This window comes from Achromobacter sp. D7-1, from assembly GCF_059760445.1.
On the sequence record NZ_JCBAMT010000004.1, the window covers coordinates 49031 to 74157 of the forward strand.

The window sequence follows — 25127 nt, forward strand, 5'->3', positions numbered from 1 at the left end:
GAATTCCATGTTCAAGCAAACCGTGCTGGCGCTAGCGCTGCTGACGCCGCTGGCGGCCACGGCCGCCTATCCCGACAAACCCGTCAAGATCATCGTCTCCAATCCGCCTGGCGGTCCTGTCGACGTCATGCTGCGCGTGCTGGCCAGCAAGCTCGGCGCCGCCTGGGGCCAGCCGGTGGTAGTGGAGAACAAGCCCGGCGCCTCCGGCATCATCAGCACCGGCGCGCTGGTCAAGTCCGCGCCGGACGGCTACACGCTGGGCATGGTGGTCGCCTCGTCCGTCACCATCGTGCCTTTCGCCGTGGACAGCCTGCCGTTCGACACGCAGAAGGACCTCAAGCCGATCTCGCTGGTCGCGCGCACACCCTTCATTTTCATCGTGCCCAAGGACAGTCCGCTCAAGACCTGGGAAGACTTCGTGCGCGAAAGCAAGGCGCGCAACCTGAGCGTCGGTTCGTTCTCCATCGGCACGGCGTTCCACCTGGTCTGGGAACAGACGGCGCGGCGCGCCGGCATCAAGGCCCTGTACGTGCCCTCGTCCTCGTCGGGCAAGACGCAGAACGACCTGATCGGCGGCCAGCTCGACGTCGGCCTGGACGCGCCTTCGAGTTCCAAGGGCCTGATCGACAGCGGCCGGCTGCGCGCCCTGGCGATCACCAGCCCGCAACGCTTCGGCGGCCTGCCCGACACGCCCACGCTGGAGGAATCAGGGCTGAAGGGCTATGCGCCGCAACCGTGGATCGGGTTGATGGCGCCCGCCGGCATTCCGGACGACCGGGTCGCGCTGATCCAGAAATCGGTGGCGGACATTCTGAAGGAACCCGCGATGCGCGCGCAGATGGAAACCCTGGGCATGATCCCGATCGGCAGCACGCCACAGGAACTGGCCGCGACCATCGAGGCCGACCGCGCCGACATGGGGCCGCTGATCAAGGAATTGGGCATCAAGCTGCAATAGCGGCGATCACGGAGGGGCGGGCCTCAGCCCGCGCCCAGCGTGCGCAGGAACATCGCCGACAAGGGGTCGGACAACGCCTGCGCGTCGCGCCGGCCCTGCGCAATACTGGCGTCCACCGCGCCATGCATGCCGTGGTAGAGCACGATGGCGGTCAGCGCCGCATCTTCCAGCTGCCAGCAGCCGGCGCGCGCGCCCGCCTCCAGAATGGCTTCCAGCTGTTCCAGCACGGCGCTTTTCTCGGCCACGCCGCGGTCGGGATGCTGGGCGTCGTGGAACACCACGTCATGCAGCTCATAGCCGTCGAAGTAGGCCTCGACACCCGCCCGGGTCCAGGCGCGCAACCGCGCCACGCCGTCGTCCGGCGCACAGGCGTGCACCTCGCGGTCGATATGGTCCAGGAACCCCTGCGAGAACTTGGCCCGCAGCGCCGCCAGCATGTCGTTCTTGGACGTGAAGTAGTGATAGAACGTGCCCTTGGCTACGCCCGCGCGCTCCACGATCTCGTTGATGGTGGCAGCCTCGACGCCCTTCTGGATGAAAAGCGCTTCCGCGGCCGCCATCAGCTCGTCCAGCCGCACGGCGGCCGGTTTGGTGCGGGGTTTGGGAGCGGCGTCCGGGCCTGGCAAGGCAGACGGGTCGGCGGGAGCAGGCATATCGTTCAGGGTCGGTTCAGTAGCAAGGCGCCAGTGTAGAGGAGGCGCGGGGACAGGGCCAAAATTTGAGAATCGTTCTTCTTTCCATTGACCGACGGTCGGTCGATGAATAGAATAACGCTTCCTCTACTCTGCGTCCCGCCATGCATCCCGCACGCCGCCGCGCCCTGGTCCTAGCCGTCAACCTGGGCAGCTTCATCACCATCCTGGACATCAGCATCGTCAACGTGGCCCTGCCCACCATGCAGGCGGCCCTGCGCATCGACATGGCCGGGCTGCAATGGGTGGTGGACGCCTACGCCCTGTTCCTGTCGGCCTTCATGCTGTCCGCCGGCCCCTTGGGCGACCGCTACGGCCGCAAGCGTTCCTGGCTGGCGGGCGTGCTGCTGTTCACTGCGGGATCAGCCCTGTGCGGCCTGGCGGACAACCTGACGGCGCTGCTGATCGGCCGCGCCGTGCAGGGCGTGGCCGGCGCCCTGCTGGTGCCGGGCGCGCTATCGCTCTTGACCCAGGCCTTCCCCGATCCCAAGGAACGCGCCCAGGCCATCGGCATCTGGGCTTCCTGCAATGCGATTTCGCTCATCGTGGGCCCCATGCTGGGCGGCGTGCTGGTGGCCCACTTCAACTGGCAGAGCATCTTTCTCATCAACCTGCCGGTGGGAGCGCTGGCCATCGCGCTGGGCGCCTGGAGCATCACGGAAAGCGCCCATCCCGAACACGCCGCCTTCGACCCCGCGGGCCAAGCGCTCAGCGTGCTGTGGCTGGGCGCGCTGACCTATGGCCTGATCGCTGCCGGCGAACACGGCTGGGCCGCGCCGCAAGCCACCGTTGCGCTCGCCATCGCGGCCGCCGGGCTGCTCGCCTTCCTGTGGATCGAGCACCGCGCCGCGCGGCCCATCCTGCCGCTGGGGCTGTTCCGCGACGCCGGCTTCGCCATCACCAACCTCGCGTCTTTCGTGCTGGGCTTTTCCGCCTACAGCAGCCTGTTCTTCTTCTCGCTCTACCTGCAACACGTACGGGGGCTGTCGCCGCTGGCCACCGGCTGGCAACTGGCGCCGCAGTTTGCCGCGGCCGGGCTGGTGTCGCTGGTATTCGGCCGCCTCAATCTGCGCTTCGGCCTGCCGCGCCTGATGATCGCCGGCTTTGCGTTCATCGGCCTGGCCATGCTGGGCATGACCAGCTTCGAGGCCCACACGCCGTATGCCGTGTCCGGCGCCCTGCTGGTGCTGCTGGGCCTGGGCACCGGCCTGGCGGTTCCCTCGACCAGCATGGCCGTGATGGCCACGGTGCCGCGCGAACGCTCCGGCATGGCCTCGGCCACCATGAACGCGCTGCGCCAGACCGGCATGACGATAGGCATCGCGCTGTTGGGCGCGCTGATGAGCGGGCGCGCCATCGAAGCGCTGACCGGTTCGCTGTCGCGGCTGGGCGCAGCCGACGCGCAGGCCCTGGCGCGTGCCGCCATCACCTTGCATGAGCTGCCGGCGCAACCCGCCAACTCAGCGGAATTGGCCGCCGACGCACTGGCCGGCGGCTTCCATGCCGCCATGCTTTTCGCAGGCACGGCATCGCTGCTGGCGGCGCTGTTGCTGCTGTTCCTCGCGCGCGGCGCGAAGAACGTTCTACGCACCGCATGAACCCCGGATTCCGACGCGCGGAATTCCATTCGCCGGAATCAAAACGGCCTGTTTTTAAGCGTTGGTAACAAACGCGCCCGCCTTCTTGCGCTTCGGTAAGATCCTCGTCCAATAACAGGTTAACAACCACGAGGAGAGCAAAACATGCCTTACCGCAAGCCCCTGTTCCGCCTGGCCCCGCTGGCGCTCGCCGCGCACCTGCTGATGTCCGGCCCGGCCGCCGCGCAAAGCGCGCCCGGCACCCAAGGACCGCTGGTTCCGGCGCCCAATCCCGCGCTCGCCGCGCAGATCGATCAGCGCGCCAAGGCCATCGAGGACAAGCTCATCGCCTGGCGCCGCGACATCCATGAACACCCCGAACTGGGCAACCAGGAAAACCGCACCGCCAAGCTGGTCGCCGACCACCTGCGCGCGCTGGGCATGGAAGTGAAGACGGGCGTGGCCGGCACCGGCGTGGTCGCCGTGCTCAAGGGCGGCAAGCCCGGCCCGGTGGTCGCGCTGCGCGCCGACATGGACGCGCTGCCCGTCAAGGAACAGGTGGACCTGCCCTTCGCCTCCAAGGCCAAGGGTACCTATCTGGGCAAGGAAGTGGACGTGATGCATGCCTGCGGCCACGACACCCACACCGCCATCCTGATGGCCACGGCCGAAGTGCTGGCCGGCATGAAGGACCAGCTCCCCGGCAGCGTGAAGTTCATCTTCCAGCCCGCCGAGGAAAGCCCCGCCGACTTCGAGCCGGACGGCAAGAAGATCTGGGGCGCGAAGATGATGGTGCAGGAAGGCGTGCTGGAAAATCCCAAAGTGGACGCCATCTTCGGCCTGCACGTGTCCAGTTCGTATCCCGTGGGCAAACTATCGTGGCGCAGCGGCCCCGCCATGGCCGCCGCCGACCAGTTCTGGATCGACGTCACCGGCAAGCAAACCCATGGCGCGCGCCCCTGGTCTGGCATCGACCCGATCGTGGTCAGCTCGCAGATCATCCTGGGCCTGCAGACCATCCCCAGCCGCCAGATCAACAGCATGCTGGAGCCGGCCGTCATCACCGTGGGCGCGATCCACGGCGGCAACCGCATGAACATCGTGCCGGACAACGTCGCCATGACAGGCACCATCCGCACCTATGACGAAGGCATGAAGAAGGACATCCACCAGCGCATCGCGCGCACCGCCGACATGATCGCGCAGAGCGCGGGCGCCAAGGCGGACGTGCGCGTGGTGGAGTTGTACAACGCCACCGTCAACAATCCCGCGCTGACCGAGCAGATGGGTCCCACGCTGCGGCGCGTGGCGGGTGAAGGCAACTACGGCCTGCAGCCCAAATCCACCGCATCGGAGGACTTCTCCTTCTACCAGGAGAAGGTGCCGGGCATGTTCTTCTACCTGGGCGTAACGCCCAAGGGCACCGACGTCGAGAAGGCCGCGCCGAATCATTCGCCGCGCTTCTATGTTGATGAGTCCGGCCTCATCAACGGCGTGCGCGCGCTGTCGAACCTGACCGTGGACTATATGACGCAGGCGCAGAAAGGCAGTTGATCCGCGCGCCTGGCGCGCTTGAAGCAAGCCCGCCGCCGCCCGCGCCGGCTAGGCCGTTGCTTCGAAACCCGGGTGATACGCGACCTGGCCTTGCGCCGGGCGCGTGTACACCTGGGCCATGAAGTACTCCGGCGGCACGCCGGGATAGCTCAAGCCAGGCATCTGCGCAAAGCCGAATCGCCCGTAGTACGCCGGATCCCCCATGACCACGCAGCCGGCGGCGCCCAGCGCTTTCAAGCGCTCCAGGCCGTCTCGGACCAAGGCCGCGCCGATGCCCTGGCCTTGCAGTTCGGGCAGCACCGCCACCGGTCCCAGGCCATACCAGTCCGCCGAGCCATCGCTGACCGTCACCGGAGAGAAGGCGACGTGGCCTGCGACGCGTCCATCCACCCGAGCCACCAGCGACAGCGTCAATGCCCCCGCCTCGCGCAGCGCGTTGGTGATGTAGCCCTCGGTCTGCTGGCTGTGGGGATGGTCTTTGAACGCGGCTTGCGTCAGCGCGAAGATCGCGTCGCGGTCGCCCGGCGCTTCGGGGAGGATATGCATGCCTGTACTCCTGTCGATCCAGGCGCAAAGTGTAGCCGGGCATGGTCGCCATTCCGCATTGACGCCTGCCGGCACGGTGGCTACAGTGGCCGACAGCCCGGCGCCGCGTCATCGCAAAGTCGCCCAGCCCCTTCCGAACCGCCCGCGGCGCGCCGCGGCCCTACTCTGGACCCTTATGAACAGCTACCGCGTCGGCATCGCCGGCTTCGGCGCCATCGGCCAAGCCGTGGCGCAATCCCTGGATGCCGGCCTGCCCGGCCTGACGCTCGCCGCCGTGGCGGTGCGCGATCCCAAGGCCCCGCCGGCCTTTGCCTGGACTCAGGCCGCGCCCGCCTACACCACCATCGGCGCGCTGCACGAGCACTGTGACGTGGTGGTGGAATGCGCGCCCGCCGCGGTGTTCCGCGACATCGCCGAGCCCGTGCTGCGCGCCGGCAAGAAGATGGTGGTGCTCAGTTCCGGCGCCTTGCTGCGCCATGACGACCTGATCGAACTCGCCCGCCAGCACCACGGCCAGATCCTGGTGCCCTCGGGCGCCATCCTGGGCCTGGACGCCATTACCGCCGCGGCCGAAGGCGTCATCCATTCCGTCACCATGATCACCCGCAAGCCGGTGCGCGGCCTGCTGGGCGCGCCCTACCTGACCGACAACAACATCGACATCGCGGACATCACCGAGCCGCGCCTGATCTTCCGCGGCTCGCCGCGAGAAGCGGCGGTGGGCTTTCCGGCCAACCTGAACGTGGCGGTCAGCGTGTCGCTGGCCGGCATCGGCCCGGACAAGACCACCCTGGAAATCTGGGCCGATCCCTCGCTGGAACGCAATCTCCACCGCGTCGAAGTCGTGTCCGACTCGGCCTCGTTCTCGATGGAAATCCAGAACATTCCGTCGGCCAACCCCAAGACCGGCCGCATCACTGCGCAAAGCGTGATCGCCGCGCTGCGCAAGCTGACCGGTCCGCTGCGCGTGGGCACCTGATCGCTGCCGGGCGGCTGGGCGCAGACTAGGCCGCCGCCCGCTGCAGCCCGCCGGACCGGCCATCCGCGGGCTGGCGACGCTGCGCGGAGCCGCCCGCCGCGGCCATCGGCCCGACCCGCCAGTTCCCCGCGCCATCCAGATCCAGCCTGTCCGTGTGGAAGGCGTCGAGCGTGCTGCGATGCCCCACACTGACCAGCATGCAGGATGGCAGCTCCTCGCGCAGCAGGCTATACAACGCATGCTCCAGCCCTTCATCGGTGGCCGACGTGGCCTCGTCCAGGAAGACGATGGTGGGCCGGTTGTACAGCACGCGCGCGAACGCCACGCGCTGCTGCTCGCCTATGGACAGGATGCGGGACCAATCGGCCACCTCATCCAGCCGGCCGGCCAGATGCCCCAGATTGACCTGCCGCAGCGCTTCGGCCAGGCGCGCATCGTCCTCGGGTTGCGCCAGCCCCGGATATGCGACCGCGCCACGCAGGTCGCCCAGGGGCAGATAGGGACGCTGCGACAGGAACAAGGCGGAGGCGCCCTGCGGCCGCCGCACCAAACCCTGCGCGTACGGCCAGAGACCGGCCAGCGCACGCAGCAAGGTGGTCTTGCCGCTACCCGACGGCCCCTTGATCAGCAGGGCCTGGCCCGGCCGCAAACTCAGGTTCAGATCGCGCAGCAGGACCGTGCCGTCGGGCCGCGCCACCTGCACGGCCGCGATGTCCAAGCCGTCGGGCAAGGGCTCGGTCTGCACTGAGGGCAGCGCGCGCGCGGCCTCGTTGGCGTCCAGAAAGCCGTTCAGCCGGTCCAGCGTGGCGCGGTACTGCGCAAAGGTGTCGTAGGAAGTCCGGAAGAAGGACAGGGAATCCTGCACTTGTCCGAAGGCCTGCGAAGTCTGGATGACATCGCCCAGCTTGATCGCGCCGCTGAAGAAGCGCGGCGCCTGCAGGATGAAGGGGAACACCACCGCGACCTGGCTCACCGACAGGTTGAAGCCGTCGAACTTCAGCCCCCGGTACACACGCGCCCACAGGTTGGCGATATAGGCCGAGAAACGCGTCCACAAGGTCGCGCGCTCCACGTTCTCGCCTTGATAGAACGCCACATTCTCGGCGTTCTCGCGCAGGCGGACCAGCGCGTAGCGGAAGTTCGCCGTCAGCCGTTCGGACAGGAAGTTCAGCTTGATCAGCGGCCGCCCGATCTTGAACGCGAACAAGGTCGCCACGATCACATACAGGTACACCATGAACACCATGGCGCGCGGGATCTCCACGCCGGCCACGGTCAAGGCGCCGGACAGGCCCCAGAGGATGGAAGTGAACGCCACCAGCGAGACCACCGCGCTCAGCGCGCCGATCGCCAGCGTGCGCGAGCCCGTCACGAACATGGCGATGTCCTGCTCGATGCGCTGGTCGGGGTTGTCGACCGGAGCGTCGACGAAATGGCCGCGGTAGTAGGCGCCCGCGCCCAGCCAGTCGCGGGTCAGGCGATCGTTGAGCCACACGCGCCAGCGAATATCGAAGGCCTGTCCGGCATAGCTGTCGGCCAGCGTGCGCACCACGTGCACACAGGCCAGCACCGAGAATATGCCCAGGAAATGCCAGAACGCGCTTTGATCCAATGCCTGCAGCGCGCTGTAGAAGCCGTTGTACCAGAACGAAAACAGCACAGTCATGCGCACGGCGAACATCGCCAGGAACAACAGCAGCGCCAGCATCAACAAGGGACGCCAGCTGCGCCGAGGGTTCAGATACGGCCACGCCAGCCGCCAGAACTTGCGTCCCCAATCCGTGTAGCGCGCGAGCATGCCCACCACCAGCACCAGCACGACGGCCGATATGCCAAACGCATGCGCCAGCCAGAGCCCGCTTTCCGCCAGTTGCTGCTGCCAGTTCAGGTCCATGAGTCGATTGCCCTCCGATACGCGTTTCTGGTTAGACGAGACGCGCGCATCGAGTTCCGGCGCATAGGCCGTTTTAAGCCTGGCTTAAGCGTTCTGGCAGGGTGAGCGAAAGCGATCTGACAGCAAGCGCCTGCCTCGCGGGCCGGCAAGGCTTCCCGCGGCGGCTATCATGGACACCTGAGCAGCAATCCGGCAGGTACGGGACGATGGACAAGATCCGGCTAGACAAATGGCTATGGGCCGCGCGCTTCTATAAGACGCGCAGCCTGGCCGTGCAGGAAATCGGCAAGGGCCGGGTATTGGTGAACGACCAGCCCGCCAAGCCCGCGCGCGAGGTCGCCCCCGGCGACCTGGTCACGGTGCGCAAGGAAGACCCGGCGCTGCACGTGCGGGTGATGGGCGTCAGCGGCGTGCGCGGCCCAGCGCCTGTCGCACGCCAGCTCTACGAGGAAACGCCCGAAAGCGTGGCGGCGCGGGAGCGCGCAGCGGAAATGCGCCGCCTGGCGCCCGAGCCCGCGCTGGGCATAGAGGCCGGCCGGCCGACCAAGCGCGACCGGCGGCTGATAGACCAGATGCGCGGCAAGTAATCCGGCTGACGCAGGACCCGCGGCCGGCGGGGCGCGGCCGCATTCCCGGTTTGAGTTCCGCGCCGCTCAAGCGACGCCGTCCTCCAACACCGCCACCGTCTGCACATTGGTGTACTCCAGCAAGCCCTCCATCCCGTTCTCCACGCCCAGGCCGGACTGCTTACGGCCGCCAAACGGCACGTCCGGCGACATGGCGTGAATATGGTTGATCCACACCGTGCCTGTTTCCAGCCGCTGGGCGATGGAACGCGCCAGCGACAAGTCCTTCGACCACACCGACCCGCCCAGGCCGTAGTCGGTGTCGTTGGCGCGGCGGACGACCTCGTCTATGTCTCGATATTTCATCAAGGGCAGCACCGGACCGAAGGCCTCCTCTACCACGCTGCGCGCGTCGTCGGGCGGGTTGTCCAGGATAGCTACAGGTATGAAATAGCCCTTGCCCTGCGGGATGTCGCCGCCAGCCAGAAAGCGCACGCCGTTGCGGTGCGCATCGGCGATGAGATCCTTGACCCGCTCGTATTGCGGGCGATTCTGGATCGGCCCCAGTCCGGTCCCCGGCAGCGCGCCATCGCCCACGACGACGCCGCGCGCGTATTCCGTCAGGGCGGAACCGAATTCGTCATAGATGGACTCATGCACATACAGCCGTTTAGTCGCCAGGCAGTACTGCGAAGAATTGTGGAACGCGCCCCAGAACAGCTTGGCGGCCGTCTCTCGCACGTCGACGTCCGGCAGCACGATCGCGGCGTCATTGCCACCCAGTTCCAGCGTAATGCGCTTGAGCCTTGCGGACGCGCTCTGCATGACGCGCCTGCCTGTCGCAGTCGAACCAGTGAAAGCGATCTTGTCGATATCCGGATGCTCAGTCAGCCAAGGCCCCAGGCGGTCGCCGCCGCAGACCACGTTCAGCACGCCTGGCGGCAACAGGTCACGGAACAGTTCGCCCATCTTGAGCGAGGTCAGCGGCGTGAATGGCGAGGGCTTCAACACGACCGTATTGCCCGCCAGCAAGGCCGGCGCAATCTTCCAGATGGCCAGCGTCATCGGAAAGTTCCATGGCGCTATCGCCGCCACCACGCCGATGGGCACGTGGCGGGTTTCGAACACATGCCCCGCCCCATCGTCAACGCGCCCGACCGGCAGATCGCGCGCGGCGGTCGCGCGCAACCAGGCCACGCCGCGTCCGACTTCGGCGCGGGCGTCAGCGTGGGGCTTGCCCTGCTCCCGCGTGAGCAGGCGCATGAAGCCCTCTGCTTGTTCCTCCAGTCTGTCGGCCATGGCAAGCAGCGCTGACTGGCGCCGTGCCATGGGCGTCTGGCTCCAGTGCGCAAACGCGCGCCTGGCGGCGGCGATGGCTTGATTCAACTGCGCCAGCGATGCATCGGGCACGGCGGTGATGCATTCCTCTGTCGCGGGATTGAGCACGTCGAAGGTTTGCGCGGAAGTTTCCGCACGGCCGTCCACCGTCATGGAATAGCCGGACTCCAGATTCAGCTGCATGGGTTCTATGCCTGTTTCGCGTTGGATTGATCGGGACGGAGGATCTGGCGGCCCACCACAAGGCCGGCCGCCAGATCGACGAGCGCGGCCTGAGCCTCCCGCAGGCAGCGACAACTTATCGGGATGGCACGGGGCTTGCGCTCCCGCACCAACGCCATGAGTTCCTTCAGTTCGTCCAGATTGCCGATGTAGGAACCTTCGATGCTGATGGCACGCATGGGCACCAGGGCCGGCGACAGCGGCAATTCACCGCCGAATAGTCCGATCAGGATCAGTTGCCCGCCCTTGGCCAACAGATCCATGCCCTGTTTCACCGTGCTCGCCGCTCCTACGCAATCGATCACCGCCCAGACCTCGCCCGCAGCACGTCGAACCTCGTCCATGGCGTTCTCGGCGCGCGCATCGACGGCAAGGCTGGCGCCGGCGGCCAGCACGGCGTCTCGGCGCGTGCCGTCGGGTTCCAGCACGATTACCTGCGGGCTCCCCAACGCGCGCAGCAGGGTGACGCACATGAGGCCCAGCCCCCCTGCGCCGATCACGACGACCGGCTCCGTCTCCAGCACCTCCGGCGCGATCTTGCGGATGGCGCTATAGGACGTCAGGCCCGAGCATGCGTAGGGCGCGGCCTGCTCGGGTAGCAGGTCGCCGATCCCGATGAGGTAGCGCGCATCCGGCACCAGAATGTGGTCGCTGTAGCCGCCTGGCCGGAAGATTCCCAGAAAGCGCGGTGAAGCGCACAGGTTCTCGCGTCCGCGCCGGCAGACCTTGCAATCGCCGCAACCGATCCACGGGTACACCAGAAAGCGCTGCCCCACGGCCACCCCATTGGCGATCGGCCCGGCGGCAACCACCGCTCCCACCGTCTCGTGCCCCAGTGTCAGGGGCAGCGCGACGCCGCGCTGCCCCATGCGCAGACGCTTGTCGCCGCCCAGGTCGTAATAGCCTTCCCACGTATGCAGGTCGGTGTGGCAAACGCCGGCGGCGAGCACCTTCAGCAGCACTTCCGCGCCCTGCGGCACGGGCGCCGCCCGCTCAGTCGGGACCAGGGGCTGACCGAATTCAGTTACGCAGTAACTGATCATCGCGCCGCCTGCTTGATCAACGGGCAGCCGCCCCGGTCTTCAGGCCGGAACGCAACATCGCCCGGGATGACCGCCACCTGCTTGTACAGGTCCCACTCGCTGCGGGATTCCTCCGGCTTCTTCACCTCGAACAGGTACATGTCGCGCACCACCCTCCCATCCGCGCGCAGCCTGCCGTTGCGTGTCATGAAATCGTTGATGGGCGTCTCCCGCATCTTGGCCATGACGGCGTCGGGGTCCTTGGTGCCGACTGCCTTGACGGCATTCAGGTAGTGCAGCACCGCGCCGTAGGTACCGGCCTGGGTCATGGTGGGCTTGCGCCCCACCTTGTCCTGGAAACGCTGCGACCAGGCGCGCGTGGCATCGTTCTGATCCCAGTAGAAAGCCTCGGTCAACAAAAGCCCCTGGCCCAGGGGCAGCCCGATGGACTTTACATCCGACAGGAACGCCAGCAGCGCCACCAGCTTCTGCTGGCCCCCCGGACGGCCGATGCCGAAGTCCGCCGCCTGCTTGATCGCGCTGATCACATCGTTGCCGCCCAGCGCCAGGCCGATGATGCCCGCCTTGGAACTCTGCGCTTGCAGCAGATAGGAGCTGAAGTCCGGCGTATTCAGCGGCGATCGGACAGCGCCCAGCACCTTGCCTCCGCTTTTCTCGATAACGGCGGAGGCGTCGGCCTTCAGCGCATAGCCGAAGGAGTAATCCGCGGTCATGAAGTACCATTCCTTGCCGCCCTGTGCCGAAACCGCAGCGCCCGTGCCGTTGGCCAGCGCATAGGTGTCGTAGGTCCAGTGGACCGTGTAGGGCGAGCATGCCTTGGCGGTCAATTCGGAAGTCGACGCGCTCGTAACCATGACGATCTTCTTCTTTTCGCGGCCCAGTTCGCTGATGGCCAAGGCCAACGCCGATGTCGGCAGGTCCGTGACCATGTCCACGCCATCCTGATCGAACCAGCGCCGTGCCGCCGCGCTGGCCACGTCTACCTTGTTCTGGCCGTCGGTAAACACCAGTTCGACCGGCTTGCCCAACACGCTGCCGCCAAAATCCTGCACGGCCATGCGGGCGGCCTCCACCAGGCCCTTGCCGCCTATGTCGGAATAGGCCGAACTCATGTCCGCCATGACGCCGATCTTCACAGGGCCGCCGGCTGTCTGCGCCTGCGCGCCTGCCGCGGCGATAGCAGCGCCTGCCAACGCGCACGCCATTTTCACGATTGCCATCGATATGTCTCCGTTATGGGTGAACGCCGTCTACGCGGCGACTGGCCTATTGCTCCGGCACGCGTCCTTTTGTATCGTAGGCACGCCCTTTTCAGCTTCGTCCAAAGCGACGATTTTTCATGTTGCTTGCGGGTTTCTCCCGAGACGGTGCGCAGTCGTTCCTCACCCAACAGGCAGATCATGCGCCCTATGTTTTCGCCCGGACGCGCGCTGGCCAGCGGCAAGCTTGGCGTCCCCGCCGCCCATGCCGACCATATCCTTCGTGAAGCGCTGTGCGCGCAAGTCTGCGCGCCCGGCAGTCCCAAGGTCGTTCTTGCGCGCGCCCCCGCGGGCTATGGCAAGACCACTTTCCTGACCCAGTGCCAGGCGCGCTTGAGCATGCAGTCGGTGCGTGGCGCCTGGCTGACGCTGGACCGGAGCGATAACGATCTGCCGCGCTTCCTGCAATGCCTGACCGGCGCGCTGGAGCCTCTGGCCACGCAGCCCGGAACGTTGGCGAACATGGAGGCCGACGATGCGCTGGCGCTCGCCCTCATCGAGGCAGTCGCTACCCAAGCAGGCCCCTTCGCGCTAGTGCTGGACGAATTCGAGGCCATCATCGCGCCAGGCGTGCTGGACTTCGTCCAGGACCTGATCAACCGCCTGCCGCCACAGGGCCGATTGCTGATCGGGTCGCGCCACGCCACCGGCCTGGAACTCGGCCGCCTGCGCGCCGAGGGCCAACTGCTCGAGATCGACGCCGCGCAACTCTGCTTCTCGCTGGACGAGACCTCGCGTTTTTTCGCACGGCGCAACCCCACGGTCACGCCCGCGGAAATCGGCCAGCTTCATCACAAGACCGAAGGCTGGATCGCCGCGCTGTGGCTGGCTTCAGCCTCCCTGGCCCGGCAGGACTCCCCCGCTGCATTCATCGAACGCTTCTCAGGCAGCGACCAGTCCGTCGCGGACTATCTGGCGCAGGATGTGCTCGCGGGACAGACGCCCGAGTTGCAGCGCTTCCTGCTGCACACCAGCATCCTGAAGCAGTTGAGTGCGCCGCTATGCCAGGCACTGTTGCCGGACCTGGATAGCGGCAGCATCCTGCGTGAACTCGAAGATGGGCAGATCCTGCTGTCGCGCTCCTCCGCGGACACGGCGCAGTATCGTTACCACAGCCTCTTTGCAGGCTTTCTGCAATCCCGGCTGCGCCAACAGGATCCAACGTTCATTCCCGCGCTGCATCTGGCGGCGTCCCGCTGGTACGCCGGACAGGGACGTCCCGTTCCCGCCATCGACCATGCAATCGAAGGCGGCGATTTCGAACATGCCCTGACCTTGTTGCTCGCGCATGCGGAGACGCTGCTGGCCGAAGGTCGCATGCGGCTGCTCTCTCGCTGGTTCGCCCAATTGCCACCGACCGTCCTGGCCCGCCGCCCGGCATTGCAGGCAGTGCAAGTGTGGGCCACCTGTTTCACCCGCGGCGCCAGCGAAGCTTCTCTGCAGATGGAGGAACTGAGGCTGGCCGGCAGCTCCGATCCCGACGTTCGCGCCCACGTGCAGGCCCTGCGGCCCTTGCTGCTATCCATGACCGACCGCCACGAAGAGGCGTACACCTTGGGCATGCCCGGCATCTCCGTGGCTGCGAACGCCTCAACCTTTGCGGCGACTGCCCTGGCCAACGCCCTGGCCAACGTCGCCGCCGTGCTTGGCCGCTACCACGAGGCGCAACTGCTGCTGGATGCCGCCCGCCGCGCGCAAAGCCTGGCCGCCAGTACCTTCAACCAGATGTACTCCGAAGCGGTGGAAGGCATCATCGACCTGCAGGAGGGCCGCATGCGCCAAGCCGGCGCGCGCTTCCGCATGGCCGTCCACGCCACCCGCAAGGGCGCGTACGGCCAGGCCAACGGCAATGCCTGGGCTGGCGTGCTGTACGCCGCCTGGGTCTACGAAACCGGCGACCTGGAGCAAGCCGCCCGGCTACTGCGCGTCTACGTGCCGCTGGGACGCGATACCGGACATCCGGACCACCTGATACTAGGCTACGTGATGCTGGCGCGCATCGCCTTCCTGGCAGGGGATATCGAGCAGACCTTTTATCTGCTCGGCGAGCTGGAATACCTCGGGCACCAGCGGCGCCTGCCCCGGATCGCCGGCAGCGCCCGCGTGGAACGCGCACGCGTGCTGGTGCTGCAAGGACATACACAGGCCGCGCGCGACGAACTGAGACGCGCCGAAGATGCGGAACTATGGACCCGCGTCGAGGCGCTGCGCTTACCTTCCAACGACTTGCTGTATCCGCGCCTGGGAATGCTGCGCGTGGAGGCCTATACGGGCGTGCCGCAGGATGCGCTGCGCCTACTGGATGCGGACATCGCGCGCGCCGAATCCGCTCGCCGTGTCCGACGCGCCTACAAGTTGCGGATTTTCCGCGCGGTTGCCCTAGCCCGCGCGGGCGAGGAAGCGCAGGCCCACCGGCAACTTGCAACACTGTTGGACACGGCGCAGGCCGAGGGCCTATGCCGCGTGCTGGCTGACGAGGGCATCGTTTTCCTCTCCCTGGTGCAGCGCTTTCTCGCCACGGCGGCCGGCGGCGCATGGCTGGATGGCAGCGCGTCGGCCCAAGCATGGTTCAGCCATTTCCAGCGCCATGCCGGGATGACCAGCGACTGCGGCCCAGCGGCTCAAGCCACTGAGCGCGGACCGGCCGAAGCCTTGACAGCCAAGGAACTGAACGTGCTGCGCCTGGTCGCGAATGGCCATTCCAACAACGCCATCGCCCAACGCCTGTTCGTATCCGAAAGCACAGTCCGTACCCATCTGCGCAATCTGAACGTGAAGCTATGCGCCGACAGCCGGACCCATGCCGTGGCCCTGGCGCGCGAGGCCGGCCTATTGTGACGTCCGCCCCCGCAACGCGCCGCGATTAAAATACAGCCTTTTGCGCGTGCCCATCATGAAAAGCAGTTCTACAGGCGGCCTGGTCTATTCCACCGACGGCGGCCGCATGTGTCCCGAATGCCGCAAGCCGCTGCCGCAGTGCCTGTGCAAGCAGGCCGCCCAGGCGGTTCCCGCCGGCGATGGCGTGGCGCGCGTATCGCGCGAAACCAAGGGCCGCGGCGGCAAGAGCGTCACCGTGGTCAAGGGCGTGGCGCTGGATGGCGCGGCGTTGAACGCGCTGGGCAAGCAGTTGCGCAACGCCTGCGGCTCGGGCGGAACGGTGAAGGACGGCGTGATCGAAATCCAGGGTGACCACTGCGAGCGCGTCATGGAAACCCTGCAAAAACAAGGCATCCGCGCCAAGCGCGCGGGCGGCTGACATCGACGGAGTACTAGCAATGACCGATCTGCAAACCAGCGATGTCGCCAGTTGGCACGCCCATGTGTATTTCGACGCCGCCAGCCGCGACGCGGCGCATGCGCTGCGCGAACGGATCACCGCGCGCTTTGCCGGCAAGATGGAAATGGGGCGTTTCCATGAGCGCCCCGTCGGCCCGCATCCCCAATGGAGTTACCAGATCGCCTTCACGCCGGAGCATTTCGCGGAGATCGCCACCTGGCTGACCCTGCATCACGGGGCGCTGGATGTCTTCATGCACCCCAACACCGGCGACTCGATCCGCGACCACCGCGACTGCGCCGTCTGGATCGGCCGCAGCTACACGCTGAATCTGCAGGCGCTGGGCGCCTGAACGGCTACAGCGCGCGGCCCACGATCAGCGAATCCAGCGCCATCATGGGATCGCCGCTCTTGCCTTCATACGGCAGGCGGCTGAGCACATAGCGCATCGCGTTGATCCGCGCGCGCTTCTTGCAATCGGACTTGACCACCACCCAGGGCGCGTCGGCCGTGTCGGTGTGCGCGAACATGGCTTCCTTGGCGCGGGTGTAGTCGTCCCACTTGTCCAGCGAGGCCAGGTCCACGGGGCTGAGCTTCCATTGCTTGAGCGGATGCACCTTGCGCTGCAGGAAGCGGCGGCGCTGTTCTTCCTGGCTGACCGAGAACCAGAACTTGATCAGGTGGATGCCGCTGCTGACCAGATGGCGCTCAAAATCCGGCACCTGGCGCAGGAAGTCCAGGTATTCGTTCTGGGTGCAGAAACCCATCACGCGTTCCACGCCGGCGCGGTTGTACCAGGAGCGGTCGAACATGACGATCTCGCCCGCGGTGGGCAGGTGCTGCACGTAGCGCTGGAAGTACCACTGGCCCTTTTCCGTGTCGGACGGCTTCTCCAGGGCGACCACGCGCGCGCCGCGCGGATTCAGGTGTTCCATCATGCGCTTGATGGTGCCGCCCTTGCCCGCGGCGTCGCGGCCTTCGAACAGGATCACGACGCGCTGGCCGGTGGCCTTGACCCAGGCCTGCAGCTTCAGCAGTTCGACCTGCAGGCTGTATTTCTGCTTTTCGTAGTTACGGCGCAGCATGCGGTGGCGATAGGGATAGACGCCTTCGCGCCAGTCCGCGGCCAGCTCGTCGTCGGGGTTGCGGCGCACGCGCGGCGCCGCCGAATTGGCTTCCACCAGCGCGCGGTGCACGGCCTGCGCATCGTCCGGCGACAGCTCCTCGATGACCGAGCGCAGCGCCTCTCGGGAATGGGCCGGCGCGCTGACGTTGTAGCGGCGGGCAATATCGGCCAGGACCGCCACGGTCTCCTGGCGCGCCGCATTCTGACGGGCGACGACACGCTTGCGCACATTGAGAGCCGGCTCGGCGGCGGCTGCCGCGGATATGGGATCAACAACCGCGGGGGCCTTGGCCGCGCGCGGTTTACGGCTGGTGGTCACAGGCGTGACCACCGTCTTGACCACCGTCTTGGCGACCGGTTTGGTGGACGCGCCGGCAGTGCGCCTGGCGGCGCGCTTGCGCGGCGCCTCGGCGATGGCTTGTCCGGTGGCTGGGGTGGTCTTGTCTGTCATCGATCCTGTCCTCGCTACGCTGATCGTCCTGTCCGCGGCTGCCGGGCTTGCGCCTGCGGCCTTGGTCGGGAAAAGCGCAAACGCTACCCCGAGCCCTGCCCTGCGGACTTGACCTCGATCAAAGGTTGTAACACTTTTGCAGCGAAGAAGGCCGCTACACTGGCCCACCTTCATCCGCTTCCCGCGCCATGTGGTCATTCATCAAACGGCTGCTTGCCGGTCCGACACCGCCCGAAAATCCCCTGAGCGAGACCGTATGCTTCGACGAAGCCGGCTTCACGCGCAGCAGTGAGCTGGCGCGCGCCCTGGGCCAGCAGGAGTTCTGGCCCTGGAGCGACATCCAGGAATTCGGATTCCGCTACACGCAGGCCATCTACCCCGATCCCTGGTCGGGCGACTACATGGAGGGCCTGTGGTTCCTGCGCGTGCCCAGCGACGGCGGCGGGCTGATGGCCATGGAGCTCGACGAGGCAACGCTGGACGTCGAACGCCTGCCTCCCGCCCTGCTGCACAACATGCCCGGACTGGACATGGGCGCGCTGCGCGCGGGGCTGGCAGCCGCCGCGCGCGGACCGCGCAACTTCGAGTGCGCGGGAGAATGGGTAGCCTGGCGGCGCGGCACAACCACGTCCCCCGCGGCCGCTACAGCCGGTCCAGGCCCTGCCTGAGATCGGACAGAATGTCTTCAGGCGTCTCCAGGCCCACCGACAGGCGCAGCAAGCCCTCGGACAATCCATAGCGTTCGCGGTCCTCGGCCGTGTAACTGGCGTGCGTCATCGACGCGGGATGCTGGATCAGGGTTTCAGGATCGCCCAGGCTGACTGCGATGCGCGCCAGCTTCAGACTATTGAGCAGCTTGCGGCCAGCGGTCAATCCGCCCTTCAACTCGAACGCGACCAGGCCGCCGCCCGCCGATTGCTGGCGGCGCGCGATCTCGGCCCCCGCGGTATCGGCCAAGCCGGGATAGAACACGTCCGCCACCGCCGCATGCTCGCGCAGCAGCTTGGCCACCCGCAAGGCGGATTCGCTATGGCGCGCCACGCGCAATTCCAGCGTCTTGATGCCGCGCAGCACCAGGAAAGCCGTGAAAGGCGACAAGGTGGCGCCGGTGAAGTAGCGCAACCCCTGCAACCGGATCGCGTCAATGTGCTCCTTGCGGCCCAGCACCGCGCCGGCCAGCAGGTCCCCGTGGCCGCCCAGGTACTTGGTGGCCGAATGCAGCACGATGTCCGCACCATGCTCCAGCGGCCGCTGCAGCACCGGCGTGGCGAAGGTGTTGTCGACGATGGTCAGCACACCCTTGCCGCGGGCGATGGCGGACACCGCCGCGATATCCACCAGACGCAGATTCGGATTGGCGGGCGTTTCAAAGTAGACGGCACGCGTCTTGGGGCCGAGGGCCGCGGCCACGGTCTCGGGACGGGTGAAGTCGGCGAACACCGCGCGCACGCCAAACCGCGCCAGGCCCTGCGTGAACAGGGTGAAGGCCGTGCCGTACACGATCTGGTCCACCACGATCTCGTCGCCGCTTTGCAGGAGCGAGAACAGGGTGGCCGAAATCGCCGCCATGCCGGAAGCGGTCACAACGCCCGCTTCGGCGCCCTCCAGCGACGCCAGCCGCTCTTCCAGCAACGCCTGCGTCGGATTGCGGGTGCGGCCGTAGACGTAGCCCTGCTTCTCGCCCAGGCGGATCTGGTCGAAGGTCTCGATGCTGTCCTGGGTGTAGGTGGAGGTCAGGTAGAGAGGCGGCGCCAGCGCGCCCTGCTCGTCCAGCGGGTCGTAGCCCAGGTGGATGGCGCGCGTGGCGAAGCCGTGTTGCGTGGACTCGGTCATGTCAGTGTTCCTGTGTTTTCAAATATGGCCGGAGCATCGGGCTGCGGCACAGAGTCAGCGTTTGTGGTCGGCACGGCGCGACAGCCATTCGCCGGTGAATTGCACAATGGAAACCAGCGCGATCAGGATCACGATCACCTCGAACATGACGCGGGTCTCGTAACGTTCGTAGCCGTAGCGGATCGCCAAGTCGCCCAGGCCGCCGGCGCCGACCGCGCCGGCCATGGCCGAAGCGTTGATCATGGCAATGACGCTGACCGTCATGCCGCCGATGATGCCCGGCAGGGCTTCCGACAACAGCACGTGGCGCACGATGTGCCAGCGGCGGCAGCCCATGGCGCGCGCTGCCTCCACCAGGCCGTGGTCCACGTCGTTCAGGCTGACCTGGGCAATGCGCGCGAAGAACGGCACCAGATTGGCCGACAGCGGCACGATGGCGGCCCAGGTGCCCAGCGTGGTGCCCACCAGGAAGCGCGTGAACGGCAGCATCGCCACCAGCAGGATGATGAAGGGGATGGCGCGGAAGGTATTCACCGTCACCGACAGGACCTTGTTGAAGCGCGGCCTGGGATACAGGTTGCCGGGCGCGGTGACGGTCAGCACCACGGCCAGCGCCAGGCCCAGAACGATGGCGATGACAGCGGATACGCCCACCATGGCCAGGGTCTGCAGAAAGGCCTGCAGGTATTTATCAAGCATCGGCAGCGACATAACCCAGCACCTTGATCTGATCGGCCACCAGCGCGGCGCGCGTGGCCTCTTCCTGTAATGCGCCCGCGGGCACGGAAACCAGCAGACTGCCTTGGGCGTGGCCGCGCAGACGGTCCAGGCCGCCATGCAGCAGCGTCGCGCCGGGGCCGAGCGCCGCCAGCGCCTGCAAGGACACGCCCTGCGGGCGCCCCTGCCCTGTAAAGCGCAGCCGCAGCACCGCCACGCCCGCCCGGCCTTGCAGGTCGGGCACCAGCCTGCCCGCCAGGTCGGCCGGCAGGTCGTGCTGCAAAGGCCGCAGCAAGGCCCGCGTGGCAGCGGCCTGGGGGTTGCCGAACACGCGCCAGACCTCGCCTTCCTCGACCTTGCGGCCGCCGTCCAGCACCAGCACCTTGTGGCAGACCTCGCGGATCACCGCCATGTCGTGCGTGATCAGCACCACCGTCAGGCCCAGTTTGCGGTTGATGTCCAGCAGCAAGGCCAGGATCGACTGCGTGGTCTCGGGGTCCAGCGCCGACGTGGCTTCGTCGCACAGCAGGATCTCCGGCTGATGCACCAGCGCGCGTGCGATGCCGACGCGCTGCTTCTGGCCGCCGGACAGCTTTGCCGGATAGGCGTCGGCCTTGTCGCGCAGCCCCACCAGCTCCAGCAGTTCTTCCACCCGCGCCCGCGCGGCCGCGGGCTTCACGCCTGCCACGCGCAAGGGCAAGGCCACGTTCTCGGCCACCGTCTTGGCCGACAGCAGGTTGAAGTGCTGGAAGATCATGCCGATGCGGCGGCGCAGGCCCACCAGCGCATGCTCATCCAGGCCGCCCACATTGACGCCGTCCACCAGCACGCGGCCGGCGCTGGGCCGCTCCAGCATGTTGATGGAACGCAGCAGCGTGGACTTGCCCGCGCCGCTGCGTCCGATGATGCCGAACACCTCGCCGCGGGCGATGGAGAACGACACGTCGGACAAAGCGGCCACCGGCCCCTGCGCGCCCTCGTAGCGCTTCTGCAAGCCTTCGAAGACGATGTGCGCGTCAACCGACGGCGTTTGCGGCGCGGCGTCGGCCAGCCCGCTCACGGAAAATTCGTATTGCATCATTGCCCGCTTCCAGTCTCAGAAAACCGGAATGACCGAACCTTCGTACTTGCTCAGAATGAACTGGCGCACCTCTTCGGAGTGGTAGGCCTTGACCAGTTCGGGCACCCAGGGCGCGTTCTTGTCCTGTTCGCGCACCGCAATGATGTTCACGTAGGGATTGTTTTCCTTCTTTTCCACCGCGATGCCATCGCGCGTGGCGATCAGCCCGGCCTGATAGGCGAAGCTGTTGACGATGGCCGCGGTGTCCACGTCCGGCAGCGAGCGCGCCAGCACCACGGAGGCGCTTTCCACGAAGTTGAGCTTCCTGGGATTGGAGGTCACGTCTGCCAACGTCACCGTGCCAGTGGCAGGATCGAATCCGTCCTTCAGCGTGATCAAGCCCTGGTCGCGCAGGATGACCAGCGCGCGCGTCTGGTTGCTGGGATCATTGGGGATGCCGACGCGGGCGCCCTCGGGCAGGTCCTTCAGCGACTTGTACTTCTTGGAGTAGAACGCGATGGGCGAGATCAGCGTGTTGGCCACGGACACGAGCTTGTAGCCCCGCTGCTTGATCTGGTCGTTCAGGAAAGGAATGTGCTGGAAGGCGTTGGCATTGAGGTCGCCGTTGTTGAGCGCCTCGTTGGGGCTGGCGGTGCCGGTGATGATGACGGGCTCCACCGCCAGGCCATTCTTCTTGGCGACCTGCGCCACCACCTCCCAGATCTGCTCGTCGACGCCGCCGCGCACTCCCACCTTGAGGGGCTTGGGATCGGCCGAAAACGCCGGGCCATGGAACATTGCCGCCGAAGCCAGCACCGCGCCCAGCAGGCGCTTGAAGAAACGGGAAGTCATATTGGAATCGCCTCTCAGGCTATGCGGTTATGAGAGAAACGATTCTAGGGAGGGGGACGGACCGCGCGAACGAATAGTTCGTTGAGTCCTTATTACAGGGGCGTTTGGTTATGGCGGCTGGGCATATGGTCCCGGCACATGTCCGGCCGCGCGGATCAGAAAGGCTTGACGACCACCAGCGTCACGATGACCGCGGAAGCAATGACGGTGAACGGCGCGTACAGGTCCACCAGCGGCGGGCGCTTGGCGCTGCCGTTGGCCATGCGACGCAACGCCGCGCTCTGGATGCCGAGCAGCGCCGACAGCGCCAGCGCGAAGGCCACCTTGACCCAGATCCAGGTCATGGCAAACCAGCCGAAGGTCATGGCCAGGTGCAGGCCGACCAGCCAGGTCAACACCATGGCCGGCGTGGTCACGTACAGCGTCCAGCGGCGCAAGGCGCCCAGCATCTTGCGTTCTTTCGGCGCTTCTTCACTGTCCTGCGGTTGCGAGGACAGCAGGAAGAGCGACACGAACAGCGATCCGCCCAGCCAGGCGACCACGGCCGCGACGTGGAGCATTTTCAGGAGTTGATAGGTCATGATGCCCGGCATTATCGCCGGATTGCGGACCGCGCCGTGTATCGGCGCGGCGCATCTGTTTGCGCTACGGCAAGCCGGCGCGGCGGCGCGGCCCTACTTGACCGCCTCCGGGCTGGCCGGAGCCGTGGGCGCGGGCGTTGGTGTTGCTGCGGGCGCGTTGGACGCAGGCGCGGCAGATGCGGGCGCAGGCGCGGCGGACGGAGCCGTCGTCGACGCAGGCGCAGCGCTCGCAGGCGTAGCGGACACGGGCGCGGCCGGCGAACTGGCGCCGCCCGCCGCTGGCGCGTTCGGAGATTCACCGGCGCCATTGGCCGCCGCCGGATTCAGCGTGTCAGCCGGTTTGTCGGGCGATTCCGCCGGCTCGGCCGGCGCGATCTTGGGCTGCGGCTTTGCCCGGCCGGCCGCGGGCGCGGGCGGCGCGGCGGCAGCCTGCGCATCCGGCAGGAAACGCTGCAATAGCTGGAAAAACCCTTCATAGAACTTGGGCCGCGCAACCGTCTGGCTGCCCGTCTTCACCAGCGAGTCGTCGCTCGAGCCGAACGGCATGGACACCTGGCCCAACACGCTTACGCCCACGCTGGCCGAGCTGTTGGTGCGCTTGATCGAGTAGCGGTCCTGCACCGCGTTGGCGAACACCGTGGCGCGCTCGTTCGCGCCGCCGTCGGAGGCGCATTCGATATTGAAGGCGATCTGCGTGTGCTGTCCGCTTTCGTCCTGGAAATTCTTGTGTCCCGTGACCCGCGAGCCCTCGAACTTGTCGATGTTGTAGCCCTGGCTCAACAAGGCGCGGCGGCCGGCATCGCAGGCCGCGACGTTACTCGCGGCGACGGTGCGCGAGTAGGTGTTGTTCTGGGTGAAATCTTCTTTTTCGAACTCTGGCTTGGGGGATGAGCACCCTGCCAGGACGCCCGTCAGGACAAGCAAGGGGACCAGCAATGGACGGCGGTAAACAGGGAGCATGAATTGGGGTCCGGCATGGGACGGCGTGGGGCGCGGCCAGCCAGCATGGCGGCCCGCCCACTGCGCCAGGCACGGAACAGTGATGCGTAAAGCGTTCGTTATAGCGCATCCCCGGCACCAATTCTTTTACCAGGGATGTGTAGTTCAACGCAGAGGTAACAGGATTCAAAAAAGGGCCGCATCGTGGCCCCGGCAGCCCCTGGGCGCCCCTTTCAGGACGACACGCGCGCGGGCTCCAGCGGCCGGAGCTCCTGCGTTTCCAGGTTCAGGCTGCGCCGGTAATGCTTGCAGCCCGCCGCCAGCAAGGCGATGCACAGCACCGTCGCCACGCCGACCAGGACGGACATGGATTGCCCAACCGCCGCCGGGTTCTTGAACAGCCGGTCGGTCAACATGGCTACGGCAGTAGTACCCAGCCCCAGCCCGATCAGGTTCGAGATCAGCAGGAACAGCGCCGACACCTGCGCGCGCAGTTGATTGGGCGGCAGTATCTGCATCGCGGCCGTCGAGGTCGGCATGGGAAACGACGCAAAGAACATGGCGGGCAGCAACAGCCCCACCGACAGCCACAGGGAATCCACCTGGGTGAAGATCACCGCCGGCACCGCCATGCCCGCCGCGCCGATCACCCCGGCGCGCAGCGGTGCATCGCTGTAGCCCCGCCGGGCCAGCCAGTCCATCAGCCAGCCGCCGCAGAACACGCCTGCGGTATTGGCGACCAGCACCACCACGCCCAGCATGTAGCCGGCATCCACCGGCGACATGCCGAACTTGCGCATGTAGAACGCCGGCGTCCAGCCCAGCAGCGCAAACAGCGCCATCGCATAGAACGAGAAGCCCAGGTAGTGGCAGAAAAAGGTGCGGCGGTGGCGGCCGAGGAAGCGAAAAGTGTCCTTCATGGCGGGCTTCTGGGCCTGCCCCGATGCATTGCGCCGCAGGCCCAACCGCTGCGGATCGCGTACCGTCAGCAGAATCAGCAGCGCGATCAGCAGGCCCGGCAGCCCCACGATGAAGAAGGTCACCTGCCACGGGCGCATCGCGCCTACCCAGGGCAAGGTGACCGTGTCCACGCTCTTGAGCAGATCGATGACGTAGCCGCCGATCAGAAAAGCCATGCCGCCGCCGATGAACGAGCCGATCGAATAGACCCCGACGGCACGCCCCAGTTTTTCACGCGGAAACATGTCGCTGAGCATGGAGTACGTGGCGGGCGACAGCGCCGCCTCCCCCACGCCCACGCCGATGCGCGCGAGGAACATCTGCGCGAAATTGCGCGACAGGCCACAAACCGCCGTCGCCAGGCTCCAGAACGCGACGCCAATGGCGATGATCTTGGGGCGCGAATAGCGATCCGCCAGCAGCGCGATGGGGATGCCCATGAAGGCATAGAACAGCGAGAACGCCAGCCCGTGCAGCAAGCTGAATTGCGTATCGGACAGTTGCAGATCGTGCTTGATGGGCTCGATCATCAGCGCCAGGATCTGCCTGTCGACGAAGGAAAATATGTACGCTAGCATGCATATCACCACGACGTACCACTCGTAGGCGTAGCTGGGTTTTGATCCGTGCCGCGGGCTGCCGTCAGTCATGGTTTGTTTCCCTTGTATGGTGGTGAGATCTGCCCATCGCCCAACGGGCGAGG

23 protein-coding genes are annotated in these 25127 nt (G+C 66.6%); 9 read left to right on the top strand and 14 right to left on the bottom strand.

The genetic code is table 11. The features are described from left to right. Nucleotides 1–7: 7 nt before the first annotated feature. Complete coding sequence (locus AC6LKD_RS03120; protein WP_013394908.1) at nt 8–958, top strand: Bug family tripartite tricarboxylate transporter substrate binding protein; 951 nt, start codon at nt 8–10, stop codon at nt 956–958. 23 nt (nt 959–981) lie between these two features. On the opposite strand, the gene AC6LKD_RS03125 is transcribed toward AC6LKD_RS03120, so the two are convergent. After that, complete coding sequence (locus AC6LKD_RS03125) at nt 982–1611, bottom strand: TetR/AcrR family transcriptional regulator (RefSeq protein WP_498115041.1); 630 nt, start codon at nt 1609–1611, stop codon at nt 982–984. 143 nt (nt 1612–1754) lie between these two features. On the opposite strand from AC6LKD_RS03125, the gene AC6LKD_RS03130 reads away from it, so the two are divergent. Continuing rightward, entirely contained in the window at nt 1755–3248 is a 1494-nt protein-coding gene (locus tag AC6LKD_RS03130) for an MFS transporter (RefSeq protein WP_498115042.1), read from the top strand. A gap of 144 nt (nt 3249–3392) precedes the next feature. After that, nucleotides 3393–4781 carry an amidohydrolase gene (locus tag AC6LKD_RS03135; RefSeq protein WP_013394911.1) on the top strand — a complete coding sequence of 463 codons (1389 nt, stop codon included), beginning with the start codon at nt 3393–3395 and terminating at the stop codon, nt 4779–4781. Nucleotides 4782–4829: 48 nt separating this feature from the next. On the opposite strand, the gene AC6LKD_RS03140 is transcribed toward AC6LKD_RS03135, so the two are convergent. Further along, the gene (locus AC6LKD_RS03140) at nt 4830–5327 is read right to left on the bottom strand and encodes a GNAT family N-acetyltransferase (protein WP_498115044.1); all 498 of its coding nucleotides are present in this window, start codon (nt 5325–5327) and stop codon (nt 4830–4832) included. A 175-nt stretch (nt 5328–5502) separates the two neighbouring features. On the opposite strand from AC6LKD_RS03140, the gene AC6LKD_RS03145 reads away from it, so the two are divergent. Further along, nucleotides 5503–6306 carry an aspartate dehydrogenase gene (locus AC6LKD_RS03145; protein WP_013394913.1) on the top strand — a complete coding sequence of 268 codons (804 nt, stop codon included), beginning with the start codon at nt 5503–5505 and terminating at the stop codon, nt 6304–6306. Between the two features lie 25 nt (nt 6307–6331). Here AC6LKD_RS03145 and AC6LKD_RS03150 read toward each other — a convergent pair whose 3' ends face one another. Further along, nucleotides 6332–8200: an ABC transporter ATP-binding protein/permease gene (locus AC6LKD_RS03150; protein ID WP_498115046.1), complete on the bottom strand. Its 1869-nt coding sequence runs from the start codon at nt 8198–8200 to the stop codon at nt 6332–6334. A 206-nt stretch (nt 8201–8406) separates the two neighbouring features. Between AC6LKD_RS03150 and AC6LKD_RS03155 the strand changes: the two genes are divergently transcribed. After that, on the top strand, nt 8407–8787 hold the full coding sequence (locus tag AC6LKD_RS03155; protein ID WP_013394915.1) for an RNA-binding S4 domain-containing protein: 381 nt from the start codon (nt 8407–8409) through the stop codon (nt 8785–8787). A 66-nt stretch (nt 8788–8853) separates the two neighbouring features. On the opposite strand, the gene AC6LKD_RS03160 is transcribed toward AC6LKD_RS03155, so the two are convergent. From AC6LKD_RS03160 to AC6LKD_RS03170, 3 genes are read right to left on the bottom strand one after another with little or no spacing between them, the layout of a single operon-like run. Continuing rightward, a complete protein-coding gene (locus AC6LKD_RS03160) occupies nt 8854–10287 on the bottom strand; it encodes an aldehyde dehydrogenase family protein (protein WP_498115047.1) in 1434 nt (477 codons plus the stop codon). Nucleotides 10288–10292: 5 nt separating this feature from the next. Beyond that, nucleotides 10293–11369 carry an alcohol dehydrogenase gene (locus AC6LKD_RS03165; protein WP_498115048.1) on the bottom strand — a complete coding sequence of 359 codons (1077 nt, stop codon included), beginning with the start codon at nt 11367–11369 and terminating at the stop codon, nt 10293–10295. Further along, entirely contained in the window at nt 11366–12589 is a 1224-nt protein-coding gene (locus AC6LKD_RS03170; protein WP_498115049.1) for an ABC transporter substrate-binding protein, read from the bottom strand. The genes AC6LKD_RS03165 and AC6LKD_RS03170 overlap by 4 nt, the downstream gene beginning before the upstream one ends. Before the next feature lie 180 nt (nt 12590–12769). On the opposite strand from AC6LKD_RS03170, the gene AC6LKD_RS03175 reads away from it, so the two are divergent. Genes AC6LKD_RS03175 through AC6LKD_RS03185 form a run of 3 tightly spaced genes read left to right on the top strand, consistent with a single transcriptional unit; the run spans nt 12770 to nt 16257 of the window. Beyond that, a complete protein-coding gene (locus tag AC6LKD_RS03175) occupies nt 12770–15466 on the top strand; it encodes a winged helix-turn-helix domain-containing protein (protein ID WP_498115050.1) in 2697 nt (898 codons plus the stop codon). 55 nt (nt 15467–15521) lie between these two features. Further along, nucleotides 15522–15884, top strand: coding sequence for a translation initiation factor Sui1 (locus AC6LKD_RS03180; protein WP_498115052.1), 363 nt, complete (start codon nt 15522–15524; stop codon nt 15882–15884). 19 nt (nt 15885–15903) lie between these two features. Further along, nucleotides 15904–16257: a DOPA 4,5-dioxygenase family protein gene (locus AC6LKD_RS03185; RefSeq protein ID WP_013394917.1), complete on the top strand. Its 354-nt coding sequence runs from the start codon at nt 15904–15906 to the stop codon at nt 16255–16257. Nucleotides 16258–16261: 4 nt separating this feature from the next. Here AC6LKD_RS03185 and ppk2 read toward each other — a convergent pair whose 3' ends face one another. Continuing rightward, a complete protein-coding gene (ppk2, locus tag AC6LKD_RS03190; RefSeq protein ID WP_498115054.1) occupies nt 16262–17482 on the bottom strand; it encodes a polyphosphate kinase 2 in 1221 nt (406 codons plus the stop codon). Nucleotides 17483–17670: 188 nt separating this feature from the next. Between ppk2 and AC6LKD_RS03195 the strand changes: the two genes are divergently transcribed. Beyond that, nucleotides 17671–18150 (top strand): hypothetical protein, encoded by a 480-nt coding sequence (locus AC6LKD_RS03195; protein ID WP_498115055.1) that lies wholly within the window; start codon nt 17671–17673, stop codon nt 18148–18150. Here AC6LKD_RS03195 and AC6LKD_RS03200 read toward each other — a convergent pair. The 7 genes from AC6LKD_RS03200 to AC6LKD_RS03230 all read right to left on the bottom strand — a co-directional run bounded on the left by AC6LKD_RS03200 (nt 18125) and on the right by AC6LKD_RS03230 (nt 25074). Continuing rightward, nucleotides 18125–19315, bottom strand: a complete 1191-nt coding sequence (locus AC6LKD_RS03200; RefSeq protein WP_498115056.1) for a trans-sulfuration enzyme family protein — start codon at nt 19313–19315, stop codon at nt 18125–18127. The two genes, AC6LKD_RS03195 and AC6LKD_RS03200, sit on opposite strands and share 26 nt — an antisense overlap. Nucleotides 19316–19369: 54 nt before the next feature. After that, the gene (locus AC6LKD_RS03205; RefSeq protein WP_498115058.1) at nt 19370–20026 is read right to left on the bottom strand and encodes a methionine ABC transporter permease; all 657 of its coding nucleotides are present in this window, start codon (nt 20024–20026) and stop codon (nt 19370–19372) included. Further along, complete coding sequence (locus AC6LKD_RS03210; protein ID WP_013394922.1) at nt 20007–21113, bottom strand: methionine ABC transporter ATP-binding protein; 1107 nt, start codon at nt 21111–21113, stop codon at nt 20007–20009. Before AC6LKD_RS03210 ends, AC6LKD_RS03205 begins: the two co-directional genes overlap by 20 nt. A gap of 15 nt (nt 21114–21128) precedes the next feature. After that, the gene (locus AC6LKD_RS03215) at nt 21129–21944 is read right to left on the bottom strand and encodes a MetQ/NlpA family ABC transporter substrate-binding protein (protein ID WP_498115060.1); all 816 of its coding nucleotides are present in this window, start codon (nt 21942–21944) and stop codon (nt 21129–21131) included. Nucleotides 21945–22099: 155 nt separating this feature from the next. Next, nucleotides 22100–22525 (bottom strand): CopD family protein, encoded by a 426-nt coding sequence (locus AC6LKD_RS03220; RefSeq protein ID WP_237709922.1) that lies wholly within the window; start codon nt 22523–22525, stop codon nt 22100–22102. Nucleotides 22526–22618: 93 nt separating this feature from the next. After that, the gene (locus tag AC6LKD_RS03225) at nt 22619–23485 is read right to left on the bottom strand and encodes a DUF2242 domain-containing protein (RefSeq protein WP_498115061.1); all 867 of its coding nucleotides are present in this window, start codon (nt 23483–23485) and stop codon (nt 22619–22621) included. Nucleotides 23486–23697: 212 nt separating this feature from the next. Further along, nucleotides 23698–25074: a spinster family MFS transporter gene (locus tag AC6LKD_RS03230; protein ID WP_498115063.1), complete on the bottom strand. Its 1377-nt coding sequence runs from the start codon at nt 25072–25074 to the stop codon at nt 23698–23700. Nucleotides 25075–25127: the final 53 nt, after the last annotated feature.

Excerpts from the sequence above, each read along its gene's own strand:
- AC6LKD_RS03175 (WP_498115050.1), top strand. The coding sequence starts at position 12,770 with ATGCGCCCTATGTTTTCGCCCGGACGCGCGCTGGCCAGCGGCAAGCTT.
- AC6LKD_RS03165 (WP_498115048.1), bottom strand. The coding sequence starts at position 11,369 with ATGATCAGTTACTGCGTAACTGAATTCGGTCAGCCCCTGGTCCCGACT.
- ppk2 (WP_498115054.1), bottom strand. The coding sequence starts at position 17,482 with ATGACAGACAAGACCACCCCAGCCACCGGACAAGCCATCGCCGAGGCG.
- AC6LKD_RS03140 (WP_498115044.1), bottom strand. The coding sequence starts at position 5,327 with ATGCATATCCTCCCCGAAGCGCCGGGCGACCGCGACGCGATCTTCGCG.
- AC6LKD_RS03145 (WP_013394913.1), top strand. The coding sequence starts at position 5,503 with ATGAACAGCTACCGCGTCGGCATCGCCGGCTTCGGCGCCATCGGCCAA.
- AC6LKD_RS03120 (WP_013394908.1), top strand. The coding sequence starts at position 8 with ATGTTCAAGCAAACCGTGCTGGCGCTAGCGCTGCTGACGCCGCTGGCG.
- AC6LKD_RS03130 (WP_498115042.1), top strand. The coding sequence starts at position 1,755 with ATGCATCCCGCACGCCGCCGCGCCCTGGTCCTAGCCGTCAACCTGGGC.
- AC6LKD_RS03220 (WP_237709922.1), bottom strand. The coding sequence starts at position 22,525 with ATGACCTATCAACTCCTGAAAATGCTCCACGTCGCGGCCGTGGTCGCC.
- AC6LKD_RS03150 (WP_498115046.1), bottom strand. The coding sequence starts at position 8,200 with ATGGACCTGAACTGGCAGCAGCAACTGGCGGAAAGCGGGCTCTGGCTG.
- AC6LKD_RS03135 (WP_013394911.1), top strand. The coding sequence starts at position 3,393 with ATGCCTTACCGCAAGCCCCTGTTCCGCCTGGCCCCGCTGGCGCTCGCC.
- AC6LKD_RS03230 (WP_498115063.1), bottom strand. The coding sequence starts at position 25,074 with ATGACTGACGGCAGCCCGCGGCACGGATCAAAACCCAGCTACGCCTAC.
- AC6LKD_RS03180 (WP_498115052.1), top strand. The coding sequence starts at position 15,522 with ATGAAAAGCAGTTCTACAGGCGGCCTGGTCTATTCCACCGACGGCGGC.
- AC6LKD_RS03205 (WP_498115058.1), bottom strand. The coding sequence starts at position 20,026 with ATGTCGCTGCCGATGCTTGATAAATACCTGCAGGCCTTTCTGCAGACC.
- AC6LKD_RS03200 (WP_498115056.1), bottom strand. The coding sequence starts at position 19,315 with ATGACCGAGTCCACGCAACACGGCTTCGCCACGCGCGCCATCCACCTG.
- AC6LKD_RS03225 (WP_498115061.1), bottom strand. The coding sequence starts at position 23,485 with ATGCTCCCTGTTTACCGCCGTCCATTGCTGGTCCCCTTGCTTGTCCTG.
- AC6LKD_RS03215 (WP_498115060.1), bottom strand. The coding sequence starts at position 21,944 with ATGACTTCCCGTTTCTTCAAGCGCCTGCTGGGCGCGGTGCTGGCTTCG.
- AC6LKD_RS03170 (WP_498115049.1), bottom strand. The coding sequence starts at position 12,589 with ATGGCAATCGTGAAAATGGCGTGCGCGTTGGCAGGCGCTGCTATCGCC.
- AC6LKD_RS03185 (WP_013394917.1), top strand. The coding sequence starts at position 15,904 with ATGACCGATCTGCAAACCAGCGATGTCGCCAGTTGGCACGCCCATGTG.
- AC6LKD_RS03155 (WP_013394915.1), top strand. The coding sequence starts at position 8,407 with ATGGACAAGATCCGGCTAGACAAATGGCTATGGGCCGCGCGCTTCTAT.
- AC6LKD_RS03160 (WP_498115047.1), bottom strand. The coding sequence starts at position 10,287 with ATGCAGCTGAATCTGGAGTCCGGCTATTCCATGACGGTGGACGGCCGT.
- AC6LKD_RS03195 (WP_498115055.1), top strand. The coding sequence starts at position 17,671 with ATGTGGTCATTCATCAAACGGCTGCTTGCCGGTCCGACACCGCCCGAA.
- AC6LKD_RS03125 (WP_498115041.1), bottom strand. The coding sequence starts at position 1,611 with ATGCCTGCTCCCGCCGACCCGTCTGCCTTGCCAGGCCCGGACGCCGCT.
- AC6LKD_RS03210 (WP_013394922.1), bottom strand. The coding sequence starts at position 21,113 with ATGATGCAATACGAATTTTCCGTGAGCGGGCTGGCCGACGCCGCGCCG.